Raw genomic sequence first — 16,624 nt, 5'->3', positions numbered from 1 at the left:
CAATGTTTTAATTATTAGAAATCTGCACTTAATCCAAACATTACTGTTCTAGATTGTGGATATAAACCTAAATCTACTCCTGAAGCCCATGAATAGTTTGTATTATCTCCTCCCCAACGCACTTCTGGATCCATACCATCATACTTTGTAAATGTGTACAAGTTATTTACAGCAACGTAGAATTTAAGATTCGACATAAATTTGATGTCTTTCAATAATTCATTAAAATTATAACCAACCGTTAAATTGTTAATTCTTAAATAATCAGCATTGTGCATGTAGATGTCAGAAATATAATTTGTATTTCTATTTGACACAGAACTTAAGCGAGGCATTCTGTTTGAAGTTCCCTCTCCGTGCCAACGATCAAATACATCTGAAGTATAGTTTTGTTTTGGACTATCAGCAAATGATCTGTAAGATTGCATCACCTGCATTCCGTACTTACCTGCCAGTGTTGAGTTCAGATAAATGTTTTTGTACTCGAAGTTTAACTGAATTCCTAATTGGAAATTTGCGTTAGGGTCTCCAAGAATTACTTTGTCTTTTTCATCAATAACACCATCCTTGTTTTGATCCACAAAGCGAACATCTCCCGGACGTTGGTCACTAAAATACGGCTGACCTGTAGGCCCTACATAAGCATCTGCTTCTTGTTGGTTCTGTAAAATTCCAGCTGTTTTAAAACCGTAGAAAGACCCAATTGGATAACCTACTTGCGCTCTAGAAATTTCTGATGTTCCTTGTGATAGAACGTGAGGCAAACCATTAATTATACCATTTCCATTGTCAATCCTAGTAACTAAATTTTTGTTGAAAGCACCACTTACCGTTACACCATATTTAAAATCTCCTACTTTGTCTTTCCAAGATAAAGAAAGTTCAAAACCTTTATTTTCGATATCCCCTCCATTTTTGTAAGGATCATCAGCACCTGCAGTTCCTGGTAACTGTGCTTTAACCAGCCAGTCTCTAGTTGTTTTCTTATACCAGTCAAATGTTACTCCTAATCTTGAATTGAAAAAACTTACGTCTAATCCTAAATCTAACTGTTCAGATGTTTCCCAGCTAACTGATGGATTAGGTACTGATGCAGGATATGCAGTCTGGCCAGAAACCGGTTTAGTATCTCCAAAAAAGTAACCAGGGAAAGCATATTTGATACTAGATGTATAATAGAAAGCATAATCTGTATATTGGTTACCATTTTGTCCCCAGCTAGCTCTTAACTTCAAGAAATTAAGGTATTTTGAAGTACCTGCCATGAAATCCTCCTTGCTAACAACCCATCCAGCAGCCACAGACGGGAAGTTACCGTACTGATAATCTTTAGCAAAATTAGAAGATCCGTCACGACGTATAACAGCAGAAAGAAGGTATTTTTCTTTATAATCATACTGCGCACGTGCAAAATAAGACATAATTGCGCCTCCACCAGCAGCTTTATCAAAACCTGTGGTATTAATATCTGCTATAGAACTTGGGCTTTTCGTATTGTCTAAATAAGCATATTTTGGATCATTAGGAAATGACAAACCATTTCTTGAACCGTAAATATTATTTTCAACAATTCTTTGCCATAACTCTGTACCAATTACAGCGTTAATATTATGATTTCCGATTTGTTTTTGATACGCAAGAGTATTCGTCCAAGTTGAGTTTGCACCAAAATACTGAGATTGCGTTGCGCCATCAACTGCATCATTGTAAAGAACTCCTAAATGGTACATCGGGTTCATCGTTCTATTGTAACCAAACCATGAATCAATTCCATAAACCGTTTTAAATCTTAAGTTAGAAATGGGCTCAACCTCTAAAAATACGTTACCAATAATTTTATGATCTTTTGGATAATTGTAATTACTTCTGTAATACATTACCGCCAAAGGATTTGTTTGGTTTGTATTTAAACCGTCTAATGTTGGTGTAAATCCATATTCATTAATATTTCTGTCAATCGCTGTTTGCCAATAAGCAGGTTGTAATGGATTTTGTGTCAATGCATTATGCAAATCATTCCCGTAAATATTTCCATTTGAAACATCTCTTTTTTGAATATTCGTATACGTTAAATTTTCTCCTACCGTAATGATGTTATGGCTCTCATTCTTTTTCAAAACCATTTGCGTATTCATTCTTGTAGTTAATCTTTTAAATCCAGCATCTACGATATTACCGCCTAAAATACCGTCTTGATCGAAATATGAAACTCCGAATGAATATGTAATATCTTCAGATCCTCCTGTGATATTAATAGAATGATTTACTATTGGAGCGTCTTTTTTAGACATTTCATTTATCCAGTTAGTTCCTGTCCATCCTTTTTGCAGTTTATCCCATATCTCATTTCCAAGTTGAGTTCCTGCTCCAGGATAATTTCTCTCTAACCAGTCGTTACTTGTTAACATCGTTTTCCAATCGTTTGGCGCAAGTCCATCGTTAACTCGTCCTTCATCTTGGATGTACATATATTCTTGTGCATTTAAAGGATCCAGATTTTTGTAAATGTTTTGAATTCCAAAATAACTATCATAAGAAATTCTAGCTGGTCTTCCTTTACGTCCTTTAACAGTAGTTACTAAAACAACTCCATTTGCTGCTCTAGAACCATAGATCGCAGCAGAGGCAGCATCTTTAAGAACGTCTATAGATTCTATATCTGAAGGGCTCAAATAATCAATATCTCCCACAGCAACCCCATCTACGATATACAACGGATTAGAATTTCCAATTGTTCCGATACCACGAATGACAACTTTAGTACCTGCTCCCGGTGAACCACTATTTCTTGTAATACTAATACCTGGCGCAATACCTTGCAGAGCTTCCATTGCAGATCCGGTATTCAATTCTTTTAGCGTTTCTCCTTTTAAGTTTGTTGAAGCACCTGTTATCAAAGCTTTCTTTTGTGTACCGTAACCGATTACTACAACTTCATTTAAACTTTGAGATACTGATTTCAGAACAATAGTAAGCTTTGTTTTTCCGCCTATTGCCTCGTTTACAGTTTCAAAACCAACGAAACTGATTATCAATGTTCCGTTAGAGGGAGCGCTTATCTGAAATTTTCCATCAAAATCAGAAGCAGTAGCTTTAGTTGTTCCCTTTACTAAAACCGTCGCACCTGGGACGGGCAATCCACTTTCGTCATTAATGATTCCATTTATTGTCACATCCTGAGCCAATGCGACAACTGAAAATAGTAAAGACGAAACACAAAAAATAAATAATTTTGTCAATTTCATTTTTCTAAAAATTTTGGTTAATTAATTAGTAATTTAATGCAATGATAATGTTAAATCTGAAAAAATTCATATTAAAATTCTTTACAAAAACACTTCAAACTTAATATTAACACACTACAAAAACACAACATTAATTTTTTAATTCATTTATTTACAACAATTTACCTTTGATAAAATTTTGTTATAAAAATGTTAATTAAAAAAAACGTATCTTACATAAGCATAACAGCAACTATTACGTTATAATTTAAAAAAAAATCAAAAAAGACGATTTATTCCAATTGATAAATCAACAATTTAAAATCAAAATAACTCATTTCTATTAAAAATATATTTAAAATTTTATGAAATCCATAGTAAGGTCTTTTGCATTAATTTTATTATTTTTCTTACAAACAAAAGGTTTTTCTCAAGTAAAAGAAATTGGTATTCCAGATATAAAAAATTATAAAAGATCAGAGTATAGGGGTGGAACTCAAAACTGGAGTATTGATCAGGATAAAAACGGAAATATTTATTTTGCAAACAATAGCGGTTTGATCCAATTTGATGGTTCAAACTGGCATAAATATTCCTTACCAAACAAATCTGAAATCAGAAGTTTAAAAATTGATGCTTTAGGAAGGATCTTTGTTGGAGGGAATAATGAATTTGGATACTTTAAAAATAATGAGAAGGGAATATTAAAATATCATTCGCTCTATAATCTTTTAAGCCCAATAGACAAAGAAAACATCAATCTGATCTGGAGAATTCATATTTTTAACGGAGAAGTTATTTTTCAGTCTTTCAGCAAAGTGTTTTTTCTAAAAAATGAAAAAGTTACTACGCTTACCGCTCCGCACAAATTTCAATTTTCATTCTTAGTCAATAACCGCTTGTATTTTCAGGACAAAACACTAGGAGTGCTTGAATATAAAAGCAGAAAACTTACAGCAATAAAAGGAACTACTGTTTTTAATGATAAAGAAATATGGTCTATTTTTCCACTGCCGAACAACCGACTATTATATGCAACTTTAGAAAAGGGGCTTTACGTTTCAGAAAATGGCATTATTAAACCGTGGACAACAGAAGCCAACGAATTTATCAAGAAAAACACTTCCCTAGGCGGAACAATCATTAAAAACAAATTTATAATACTTAATTCTGTATTAGATGGGGCGATTATCTGTGATTTAAATGGAAAAATAATTCAGCACTTAAATCGACAAAAAGGAATTCAGAACAACACAATATTAGCTTCATTTGTAGACAATAAAAACAATATTTGGCTTGGATTAGATAACGGTATCACCTTTATAAATGAAAACTCTCCTTTTTCTTATTTTGACTACAGCTATAATATAGGCACTGTATATGCCTCTACAATGTACAATGGAAATCTTTACGTGGCCACAAACCAAGGACTCTTTTATCATCCTTGGGGAAGTTCTTTCAGAGATAGTCCGTTTACTAGAGTTGAAGGGACAATTTCTCAGGTTTGGAATATTCAGGTTCTAAATAATGTGCTAATATGCGCCAGCAATAGTGGTGCATTAATTATTGAAAACAACAGAGTGTCTAAAATACTAGACAATAAAGGTTATTTTGGATTCAAAAAAATACCAGATCACGAAAACTATATAATAGGCGAAAGTTATAACGGATTTTCGGTCTTCAAACGATCTGCAACGGGATACGATTACTTACATCAAGTAAAAGGGTTTGATGAAACCACTAATAATTTTTCTGTAGAAATAGATGCTAACTATTTATGGCTAAAGAAAAATCCTTTTTTATACCAAGTGAAACTCTCAGAAGATTTACAACGATTTGATTTTATAAAAAAACATGTCAACATATCTGAGAAGTACAAAGGAATAAATAGCATACAAAACATTAATGATAAAGTTTATTTTCAAGTAAAAAATCATTTTTACAGATATTCTGTGGAACAAGAAGCATTTTTTGAAGATAAAAAAATGACAACCTTATTCAACGGAATTCCTACTATTAATACCTTAATTGAAGATTCTGCTGGGAATCTTTGGTATGCATTTAATGAATCTCTCGGCGTATTAGTTAAGAATAAAAATGGAACTTTTACAAAGAAACAAGCCATTTTCTCTAACTTAACCGGGAACTTGGTAAACAATTATATTTCTGTGAATACCATAGATCCTCAAAACATTTTCATCGGATTGACAGATCGTCTTGCGCATTATAACTCGACAACACCAAACACGTTTATGACAAAACCGAAAGCTTTTATTGAAAGCTTTACGAATCCTGGAGATACTATTTTAACGGGTAATTTAGCCAGTAAACTAGACTCATATAGCATTCCTTACAAATACAATCGTGTCAAATTTACTTTTGCATCTCCAACATACGAGAATCAGGAAAATGTAATGTATTCTTATAAATTAGAGCCTTTTGAAGAAAATTGGCGCGGCTGGTCGTCAACAGCAATAAAAGAATATACCAATTTGAGAGAGGGCAATTATGTAATGAAATTAAAAGCCAGAAACAGCTACGGAATAGAATCAAATATAACAGAAGTTGAATTTACAGTATCTCCTCCATGGTATCGACACTTTTTGGCTTATTTATTTTATCTCGTACTCATTTTACTAGGTGCCTATATAATCTCCGTTAGAGTTAAACTGAAAATTAGAAAAAATAGATATTATGAAACCATAGAACAACGACGATTATATCTAGAAAAGGAGTCTAAAATTAGGCATGAACAGCACGATTTGGAAAAAGAAATTGAAAAATTGAAAAATGACAAGCTTCAAATTAAAATCTTAGCAAAAGACAAAGAATTAGTTAACAACTCTTTACAAGTTGTAAAAAAGAATAAAGTTTTAAACGGTATCATTCACAAACTGAAAGATATTGACACGGGAATATTGGATGAAACCACTAAATCTGAATTTAGCAAACTGCATAAAAGTATCGTAAAAGAAGTAAATACAGATAAGAGCTGGAAAGACTTAGAAAAACACATCAAAAATGTCCATTTTGAGTTCTTAAAGCGTCTTAAAGGACAGTACCCAACTATTTCTCCTCGAGAATTAGATTTATCGACCTATTTATTAATGAATATGTCTACCAAAGAAATAGCCGAAATTATGAATATTTCAACAGGCGGAGTTGAATTAGCCCGTTATCGTCTAAGAAAGAAATTAGGACTAAATAAAAAAGAAAATCTCATTGGATTTTTAATGAGTATTTAAAAGAAAAGCCATTCAGTATTTGAATGGCTTTCTTTTATAAAATATAATCTAAAGTTCGCTCTAAAGCCATACCTCTGGAACCTTTTATTAATATCATATTAGAATCAAATTTAAAGGTCTTTAAAAACTCTGCAAAAGCATCGAATGTTTCAAAAAACTGAATTTTTTCATTCGAAATCTTATTAGCAAAAAAAGCTTTTCCAATTAAAAAACATAAAGCCCGTTTTTGATCTGCTAAAGAATCAATTATAACTTTATGTTCATAAAGACTTTCCTCTCCTAATTCAAACATATCTCCAAGAATCATAATTTTATTTTCCTTGTCTAATTGAAGAAAGTTAGCAATCGCAACAGCCATACTGCTTGGGTTAGCATTGTAAGCATCTAAAATAATCTCATTTGAACCTTTTTGCATCATCTGAGATCTATTGTTTGCAGGAATATAATTCTCAATAGCGCTCTTTATATCACTTTCTTTTACATCAAAATATTTTCCGATTGATGCAGCTGCATTAATATTATTGGCATTGTAAAGTCCGATTAAATGAGATTCAATTGAGAAATCATTGTAATCAATAGCTACAAAAGGATTTGCTGCAATATCCAGAATATTTAAATCTGCATTTTCCTTTTTAACACCAAAAGTAAATGATTTAATCCCTTTTGATTTCTCAATCTGAATTGGATCTTCTAGATTTACAAAAACAGTTTTCTGGTTTGCTGAAAGGTATTGATACATTTCACTTTTACCAGCAATTACACCTTCAACTCCGCCAAAACCTTCTAAATGCGCTTTTCCAAAATTGGTTATATATCCAAAATCAGGTTGTGCAATTTGACACAAAAATTCGATTTCTTTTTGATGATTGGCTCCCATTTCAACAATTCCAATTTCTGTTTCCTTTGTAAAAGAAAGCAACGTCAATGGAACGCCAATATGATTATTTAAATTGCCGATAGTTGCTTTTGTTTTAAACTTTTTTGACAACACAACATTGATCAATTCTTTTGTAGTAGTTTTTCCGTTACTGCCAGTTAAAGCAACTATTGGAAGACCTAAATAAGTTCTGTGAAATTTTGCTAATTCTTGAAGCGTCTGCAGACTGTTCTCTACTAAAATAGTTCTGTCATCAATAAAATAAGATTCGTTGTCAATAACAACAAACAAAGCTCCTAGATCTAAGGCCTGTTTAGCAAATGTATTAGCGTCAAAATTCTCTCCTTTAATTGCAAAAAACATCGAATTCTTTTCGATTTTTCTTGTATCAATTGACAGGGAGCTACACTGTAAAAATAAGTTATGAATGTCTTGAATATTCATTTATAATTTTTTTTTTAATATGTCATAAAAGTAGAAAAAAAACAATAAAAAAATTCCAAATTCCAGACTGAATATTCAGCTTTTGGAATTTGGAATTTTCTGTATTTTTAATTCCTAAATCTTAGTTTCTAGGAGATTTTCTTTTTTCAGCTTTAGAACCTACTCTAGACATTGCGCATCTGAAACCAATGTAGTCAGTTGCCATATCTTGTGGGAAGTATCTTCTTTGAGCTGGATCTAACCAATAAGCTCTATCTCTCCAAGATCCTCCTTTATAAACTCTTACTTTATCATCGATTAAAGTAGTACGCTTACTAGAGTTGTCATATTTTCTGATCATTTTCCCTAAACTGTCAGTTGTAACGTTGTGTTTAGGAGAGTTGTACATTGACTGTTCTGCTTTAGATCCAGACTCTGATTCACCAAAATCGAAATATCTAGAAGATTGTTTATCACCATCTCTGTAGTTGATATTGTCGCTTGTACTGAAGTTTTGTCTTAAATACGTTTCTTGTTCATCAACCGGAACCTGAGCAATTTCTCCAGGGAGGTTTCTTGCAACAACTTTACCGTTACTTAAAGTATCATACTTAATGGTAGCAGTAGAAACAATTTCTAGTTTACCGTCTTTACCAATTTTGTTTTTAGCATATTGGTTTCCTCTGTAGTAGTTGAAATCATTTGCTTCATTGTCAATAATAGGTCTGTAAACGTCAGCTACCCATTCTGCAACGTTTCCTGCCATATCATAAAGACCGAAATCGTTTGGTGCATAACTTTTTACTTCATTTGTAATATCAGCTCCATCATCTGACCAACCTGCAATTCCACCGTAATCACCGTTTCCTTGTTTAAAGTTAGCCAATTGATCACCTTTGTTTTTACGTTTGTTAGAACGTGTATAATCTCCAGACCAAGGATATTTCTTTTGTCCTTTGTAGATGTTATATTCTCTTTGTCCAACATCTGCAGCAGCTGCGTACTCCCATTCTGCTTCAGTAGGAAGTCTGTACTCTGGTAAAATAACACCAGATGAACGCTGAGCATATACATTTTTCTCTTCAGGAACTACACCATCTTTACCAGCTTTTGGTCTTCTTCCGTTAGGATTTTTCTTTAACACTAACTCTTCATTTCCACCATAAGTTGTAGATGGAGATGCAACGTAAGCTTCAGTATTAAATAAACTTTCAGCACTTACATCATTCGTTTTAGCGCCTTTTTTAAGATAACCATTTTTTTCTAAAACAGCCTCGTTTACACGGTCTGTTCTCCATTTACTAAATTCAACAGCTTGAATCCAGTTCACACCAACTACAGGATAGTTAGCATAAGATGGGTGTCTCAAATAGTTATTAGTCATCGTTTCGTTGTATCCTAAACGATTTCTCCACACTAATGTATCAGGAGATGCTCCTTCGTAAATGTTTTTGTAATTTTCTTCTGTTGGTGGGAAAACTTTCTTTAACCACTCAAGGTATTCTAAGTACATACCGTTCGTAACTTCGGTTTCATCCATATAGAATGATTGAACGTGTTGTTGGGTTGGCGTGTTATTCCAATCATGCATAACATCATCCTGTACTTTACCCATAGTAAACGTACCTCCTTCAACAAAAACCAAACCAGGACCAGCCTGTTGTTTTTTACCTGCATTTCTGGCAGAAGTTCCATTCTGACTATCTACATCCCAGCCGGTAGCTCTAGAACCATGGCTCGAACTCGATTTTTTGCTACAACTAGCCGTGCCCAACATCAATACCATTGACATCATTAACTGCAAGACTACAATTTTGTTTACTTTCATACTCATTCTTAGGTGATAAATTTAGGTGCTGCAATATAATAATTAACATTTAATTGGCAACATCTGTTCTAATAATTTTATTTAGCTGTTTTTTTCAGAAAATAACCTTTAGTTACGAACGCAAAAATATACTTTTTATTATTTACTGTAACATGAAATACTATATTTTTACTTACTAATTATTTTTTAATTTAATTTCGCTTTTTAAACTCATGAAACAAGTAATACTTATCTCTCTTTTTCTATTTCCAATTCTCTTGTTTTCTCAGACAAATGGGGCTATAACAATAGATTGGCAAAACAAAAAAGAGATAAATTATGGCGAAAATAAAATCACAATTCCATACTTCACAGGAAGCAGTTTTCGCTTCGACATTACAAAAAAAAGCATAACGTTTCTTCAAAATCTAAATCAATCGAACGTTTCGAACGGCAGTTCTGTACAAATTAGCAACGTCATTTACGAAACAATTTCAAGAGCAGATTTAGGAGATTTAACAATTGAAAACATCTCTGAAAAACCAAATGAATCTATAATAATCTCCAATGCAAGAGATATTAGGTATTCTTTTCTCAATTTATCTCCTATAATTAAGGAAGGAAATAGCTATAAACGCATAAAATCTTTTTCTTACTTTATCAGCAACGCAAACGCACGAACTGCGGCTACTTCTTCGTTTCAAAAAACAGCCGCAATTTCAAATTCTGTTTTAGCTTCTGGAGACTGGTATCGCTTTTACATTCAGAAATCAGGTGTTTATAGAATTGACAGGTCTTTTTTACAAAGTTTAGGATTTGACGCTTCTAAAATTGATCCAAGAAAAATAAAAATCTACGGAAATGGCGGAAGAATGCTCCCTCTTGCCAATAGCGCCTATTATCCTAACGATTTAACAGAAAATGCGATACAAATTGCAGGCGAAAATGACGGTGTTTTCAATAATGAAGACTACATTCTTTTTTATGCTGAAGGAACAGATAATTGGAATTCAGAAAGCCAAACCAATTTAAATTTATACGATACTAAGTCCTATTATTATATCACATCTTCTGGAGGAGACGGAAAGAGAATTCAAAATTTAAATCAGCCAGCAGGAAACAGTTCTTTGGAGCTAAACACGTTTGATGACTATCAGTATCATGAAATTGACCAAACTAATATTGTACATCTTGGCCGTCAATGGCTGGGCGAATCATTTGACATTAATCAAGAGCAGGAATTTTCATTTAGCTTTCCAAACCTTGACACTAGTGTTCCTGTAAAAATAGAAGTCAGCGCTGCATCAGCATCCTTAACTTCTACTTCTTTTTCAATAGCAGCAAATGGACAAAATGCTGGCTCAATAAGCTTCCCTCCTTTAATTGCAAATTCTGACACTAAATATACTACAGGAAAATTGCCTTCAAATGCTCAATTTACCGGAACAGATAACATCAAAATAAAACTTACCTATAATAATAATGGTGTTCCTGGGTCAAAAGGCTACTTAGATTACATCAATTTAACTGCAAAACGAAAACTTTCAGGAACAGACAAACAATTTCATTTTCAATACAATGAAGCTGGTTCTACAGCAGGAATAGTTAATTACACTATCAGCAATGCATCAAAAATAACTCAGATTTGGGACATTACAGACCTATATAATGTATCCAAAATAGAAAATACAAATCAAGCTTCTTTTAGCTTTAAAGCCAATTTGGGAGAAATTAGAAAATATATTGCAATTGATCCTTCTGATTATTATACCCCTTTAAAAGAAAATCAGTCAAAAATTGCCAATCAGAATTTAAAAGGAACAATTTTCAGAAACAATCAAAGTTCTTTTCAAGATATTGATTATATCATCATAACTCCAAAATCATTAGCTTCTCAAGCTGAAAGATTGGCGAGTTTTCACAGAACAAACTCTAATTTAAATGTAAAAGTTATTTCTTTAGAAAATATCTATCAAGAATTTTCTTCTGGCAAACAAGACATTGCTGCTATTAGAAACTGCGTGAAATACATTTACGATAATGCTTCCTCTTCAGACAAAAGAGTACGTTATTTAAATCTGTTTGGAGACGCTTCGTTTGATTATAAAGACCGAATTTCGAACAATACCAATATTGTACCTATATATCAATCTTTAATAAGCAATACTGTTGGCGAATCTTCATTTGCTTCTGATGATTTTTACGGATTGATGGATTCTAACGAAGGAGTTGTCATTCCTTCTCTTGCTGGAATTGATATAGCCCTGGGAAGAATGTTAGTTTCAGACAATGCGCAAGCACAAGAAATGGTCAACAAAGTATTAGAATACCATGACGCAAAATCGTATGGAAATTGGAGAAACAATGTTGTTTTAATTAGTGACGATTCTGACAAAGCTGGCGATCAGACTTTACAAGCAAACCAAAATGCACTTGCAGACCAAATCGCCACAGAAAAACCTTTTTTCAATATCGATAAAATATTTTTAGACGCTTACACACAAGAAGCTTCTGCCGGAGGATCGCGATATCCTAAAGCAAGAACCGATTTTTTTAATGCGTTTGAAAAAGGCGCTCTAATATTTAATTATTTAGGACACGGTGGTGAAGATGGACTGGCGAGCGAAAGAATTTGGGAGAAATCAGACGGACAAAATCTAACCAATCAATACAAATATCCTTTATTTATTACCATTACCTGTGAATTTTCTCGTTTTGATGACCCTACAAGACCAACTGCTGGAGAATATGTTTTCTGGAATCCAAAAGGTGGCGCTATTTCAATGTTGACCACAATTCGCGAAATCGGCCAGACAAATGCCGAAGAATTCAATAAAACGCTTAGCAAAAACCTTCTTTCATATGGCTCTAATCAATACAATACTATTGCAGAGTCGCTAAGAATTTCAAAAAACGAAAATCCGAGCTCTGCCAGCAATGTTGTATTTTATTTAGGAGATCCCGCTTTAATGCTTGCTATTCCGAAACCACGAATTAATTTAACGAAAGTAAACGATATTGTGATTTCGCAAGCAATTCCTGACTTAAAATCGTTATCGAAAATTAAAATTTCAGGAGAAATCACAGACGAAAACAACACGCTTTTAAGCAATTACAATGGAGAATTAGCTACCGCTATTTTCGATAAATTAATTACAAATACAACTTTAAACAATGATGGTTTTAGCCCTCCAATGCAATTTAAAAGTCTCGGAGAAACTATTTTTAGAGGAAATGCATCTGTTACAAATGGACAATTCGAATTTAGCTTTGTAGTTCCTAGAGATATTAGAATTCCTGTCGACAATGGCAGAATTAGCTTTTATTCAAAGAAAAATGAGGCGTTAGAAAACCAAACAGGCTATAACAACATCATTAAAATCGGGGGAATTAACGAAAATGCACCTCAGGACAATATAAGTCCAAAAGTGAAGTTATATATGAACGATGAAACTTTTGTGTCTGGTGGAATTACAAATGAATCGCCATTTCTTTTGGCATTTTTAGAAGATGAGAACGGAATTAATACAGCAAGCGGAATCGGACATGATATTATCGCTATTTTAGACGGAGATGTGAGTAATCCTTATATTTTGAATGATTATTACCAAACAAAATTAGACGATTACACTAACGGAAATTTACGTTTTCCTTTCCGAAATTTAGCTCCAGGAATACATACTATAAGTTTTACAGCATGGGATGTTTACAACAATCCCGTTACAAGCGAAATCCAATTTACAGTTGTAGGAGACGATTCGCTGACATTATCACACGTTCTTAATTATCCAAATCCATTTTCGACTTATACACAATTCTGGTTTTCGCACAACCGCCCTTACGAACCATTAGACGTACAAGTGCAGGTAATGACCATTACAGGAAAGGTAGTCTGGACAAAAAATCAAACTGTTACAACAGAAGGATTTTTATCCAGAGAAATAACATGGGACGGAAGAGACGATTTTGGCGACAGAATCGGAAAAGGAGTGTATATTTACAAACTGACTGTAAAATCTAATTTAACAAATAAAAAAGCAGAAAAATACGAAAAGCTTGTTATCTTATAATTCCTATAATATTATATATTTGCACCACCAAAACATTAGTCCCATAAATGAAAAAACTATCACTTCTATTAATTTGTATTTTTAGCATTTACAATTCAAAGGCTCAGGAATCAAGACCTATTGTTACTGGAGTACCTTTTTTATTAGTCGCTGCCGATGCTAGAGCAGCAGGTTTAGCAGACCAAGGTGTCGCTACTTCTTCAGACGTTTTCTCTCAACAATGGAACCCTGCTAAGTATGCGTTTTCAGAAGACGCTCAAGGTCTTTCTATCAGTTACACTCCTTATTTAACAGATCTTGCCAATGATATTTCATTAGGCCAGCTTACGTATTACAACAAAATCAACGAGCGAAGCGCCTTTGCGGGAAGCTTTCGTTATTTTGGTTTTGGAGGAATCGAATTAAGATATACTGGAGATCCAAATGAAGCAGTGCGAGAAGTAAATCCAAACGAGTTTGCTTTAGACGGGTCATATTCACTTAAACTAAGCGACCAATTCTCCATGGCAGTTGCGGCACGTTTTATTAGCTCAAACTTAAAAGTTGCTTCAGAAGAAGTTGATGCTACTTCTGCCAAATCTTTTGCAGTTGATGTGGCTGCTTTTTATCAATCAGAAGAAATTGCTTATCAAGATTTCAATGGTAGATGGAGAGCTGGTGTTAACTTTCAAAACATGGGACCAAAAATCAGTTACGATAACGACGATGTAAGCACAAACTTCATGCCTGCAAATTTAAGATTAGGAGGAGGATTTGATTTTATTTTCGACGATTACAATAAACTTACTTTAAGTGCTGAGCTTACTAAACTTTTAGTTCCAACTCCTCCAGGAGTCGGAACACCTGTAGATGTAAATGGCGACGGTGATTTTGACGATCCTGAAGACATATCGCAACAAGAAGCAACAGACATTGGTTATAGAAATTATAACGATATTGGCTGGTTTCAAGGAATCTTCAAATCTTTTGGCGATGCGCCAGGCGGATTTAAAGAAGAAATGAAAGAAGTAACCTATAGTGTTGCAGCTGAATATATGTACCAAGATGCTTTTGCAATGCGTTTAGGGTACTATCATGAAAGCCCAGAAAAAGGTGCTAAACAATTTTTCTCTTTAGGAGCAGGATTTAAATACAACATCATGAAAATTGACGTTTCATACTTATTCTCTGCATCTAAAATAAAAAATCCTTTAGAAAATACACTTCGTTTCTCTTTAACGTTTAACTTTGGAGACAAATACGACAATTATTAAAGAGAAAATATTACAATAAAAACAATTCAATCCAAATTCCAGCATTTTAGGAATTTGGATTTTTTTTCCCTTAAAAACAGATGAAAGAAATCAATATAACAACTTCATTTACAATATTTGACAATCTAAATGAACTTCCAGCCGACATTCAAGATTTAATGAATCAAGCTATTGAGGTTAGAAAAAAAGCCTACGCACCCTATTCAAAATTTAAAGTTGGAGCCGCTTTACTTTTAGATAACGGAAAAGTTATTTTAGGTTCCAATCAAGAAAATGCAGCATATCCATCAGGACTTTGCGCTGAAAGAACTGCTATTTTTTATGCTGGAAGTACATATCCAGAGGCAAAAATCTTAAAAATGGCAATTACAGCAGCTTCAGACAACAATCAAACCGCCGCTCCTATTCCTCCTTGCGGATCTTGCCGTCAATCAATAGCAGAGTACGAGATAAAACAAGAGACACCGATAGAAATCTATTTTATGGGAGAAATTGGTGAAGTTTATAAATCGTCTTCATTGAAAAATTTGCTTCCATTGATGTTTGATAAAAAGTTCTTGTAAAAAAAAGCCAAAAAGTAGCGTTTAAATTTTAGTTCTTAAATGTAATGTCTTATTTTTGCATCCCGACCTTTCGGGCGCAAATTTGTGGGAGGAAACTATTTTGCGTTACAGGCACAATAATCGATAACACAAACAACTTTAGCAAAAGAAAGAATTCAGATGAAAGAAGTTACAAAAGAGGTATATTTAAAGTGGTATGAAGACATGCTACTTTGGAGAAAGTTTGAAGACAAACTTGCAGCGTTATACATCCAACAAAAAGTTAGAGGTTTTCTACACTTATATAATGGTCAGGAAGCTGTATTAGCTGGTGCTCTGCACGCTATGGATTTGACCAAAGATAAAATGATTACTGCTTACAGAAACCACGTTCAACCAATCGGTATGGGAGTTGATCCTAGAAAGGTAATGGCAGAGCTTTTAGGAAAAGCAACAGGAACTTCTAAAGGTATGGGAGGTTCTATGCACATTTTCTCTAAAGAACATGGATTCTACGGAGGACATGGAATTGTAGGTGCTCAAATTCCTGTGGGAGCTGGTATTGCTTTCGCAGATAAATATTTTAATACTGGCGGTGTTACTATGACTTACTTTGGTGATGGTGCTGCTAGACAAGGTTCTCTTCACGAAGCTTTTAATATGGCTATGTTATGGAAACTTCCAGTTGTATTTATCGTTGAGAACAACGGTTATGCAATGGGAACTTCTGTTGAAAGAACTGCAAACCACACTGACATCTGGAAATTAGGTTTAGGTTACGAAATGCCTTGCGGACCAGTTGACGGAATGAATCCTGTAAAAGTTGCCGAAGCAATGCACGAAGCTATCGAAAGAGCGCGTCGCGGAGACGGACCAACTTTCCTTGAAATGAAAACGTACCGTTACAGAGGACACTCAATGTCTGATGCACAATTGTACCGTTCTAAAGAAGAGGTTGAAGAGTACAAAAAAATCGACCCTATTACTCAAGTTCTTGATGTAATCTTGGATCAAAAATATGCTACAGAGGCAGAAATCGAAGTAATTGACCAAAGAGTTAAAGACTTAGTTGAAGAATGTCAAAAATTCGCTGAAGAATCTCCATATCCAGACTTACAGCAATTATACGACGTAGTATACGCACAAGAAGACTATCCATTTACACCTCATAAACTATAACATC

Annotated in this window: 8 protein-coding genes; 5 read left to right on the top strand and 3 right to left on the bottom strand. The window is 33.8% G+C overall.

Going from position 1 to position 16,624, the window contains the following annotated elements:
* Positions 1 to 14: 14 nt before the first annotated feature.
* Positions 15 to 3,245: a SusC/RagA family TonB-linked outer membrane protein gene (locus QLQ96_RS07620; RefSeq protein WP_482496013.1), complete on the bottom strand. Its 3,231-nt coding sequence runs from the start codon at positions 3,243 to 3,245 to the stop codon at positions 15 to 17.
* 344 nt (positions 3,246 to 3,589) lie between these two features.
* Between QLQ96_RS07620 and QLQ96_RS07615 the strand changes: the two genes are divergently transcribed.
* Positions 3,590 to 6,469 (top strand): helix-turn-helix and ligand-binding sensor domain-containing protein, encoded by a 2,880-nt coding sequence (locus QLQ96_RS07615; RefSeq protein WP_482496011.1) that lies wholly within the window; start codon positions 3,590 to 3,592, stop codon positions 6,467 to 6,469.
* A 34-nt stretch (positions 6,470 to 6,503) separates the two neighbouring features.
* Here QLQ96_RS07615 and QLQ96_RS07610 read toward each other — a convergent pair whose 3' ends face one another.
* Together QLQ96_RS07610 and gldJ are read right to left on the bottom strand one after the other, a co-directional pair.
* Positions 6,504 to 7,790 carry a UDP-N-acetylmuramoyl-tripeptide--D-alanyl-D-alanine ligase gene (locus tag QLQ96_RS07610; RefSeq protein ID WP_482496009.1) on the bottom strand — a complete coding sequence of 429 codons (1,287 nt, stop codon included), beginning with the start codon at positions 7,788 to 7,790 and terminating at the stop codon, positions 6,504 to 6,506.
* A gap of 121 nt (positions 7,791 to 7,911) precedes the next feature.
* On the bottom strand, positions 7,912 to 9,597 hold the full coding sequence (gene gldJ / locus QLQ96_RS07605) for a gliding motility lipoprotein GldJ (RefSeq protein WP_482496936.1): 1,686 nt from the start codon (positions 9,595 to 9,597) through the stop codon (positions 7,912 to 7,914).
* 212 nt (positions 9,598 to 9,809) lie between these two features.
* Here gldJ and porU point away from each other — a divergent pair, with 212 nt between their 5' ends.
* The 4 genes from porU (at position 9,810) to pdhA (ending at position 16,620) form a co-directional block, all read left to right on the top strand.
* Complete coding sequence (porU, locus tag QLQ96_RS07600) at positions 9,810 to 13,646, top strand: type IX secretion system sortase PorU (protein WP_482496007.1); 3,837 nt, start codon at positions 9,810 to 9,812, stop codon at positions 13,644 to 13,646.
* A 47-nt stretch (positions 13,647 to 13,693) separates the two neighbouring features.
* A complete protein-coding gene (porV, locus tag QLQ96_RS07595; RefSeq protein WP_482496005.1) occupies positions 13,694 to 14,899 on the top strand; it encodes a type IX secretion system outer membrane channel protein PorV in 1,206 nt (401 codons plus the stop codon).
* Positions 14,900 to 14,979: 80 nt separating this feature from the next.
* Positions 14,980 to 15,462 (top strand): cytidine deaminase, encoded by a 483-nt coding sequence (gene cdd, locus QLQ96_RS07590; protein WP_482496003.1) that lies wholly within the window; start codon positions 14,980 to 14,982, stop codon positions 15,460 to 15,462.
* A gap of 159 nt (positions 15,463 to 15,621) precedes the next feature.
* Positions 15,622 to 16,620, top strand: a complete 999-nt coding sequence (gene pdhA, locus QLQ96_RS07585) for a pyruvate dehydrogenase (acetyl-transferring) E1 component subunit alpha (protein WP_482496001.1) — start codon at positions 15,622 to 15,624, stop codon at positions 16,618 to 16,620.
* Positions 16,621 to 16,624: the final 4 nt, after the last annotated feature.

This window comes from Flavobacterium sp. B167r (assembly GCF_056824315.1).
This window is presented reverse-complemented; position numbering and strand designations above follow the sequence as displayed.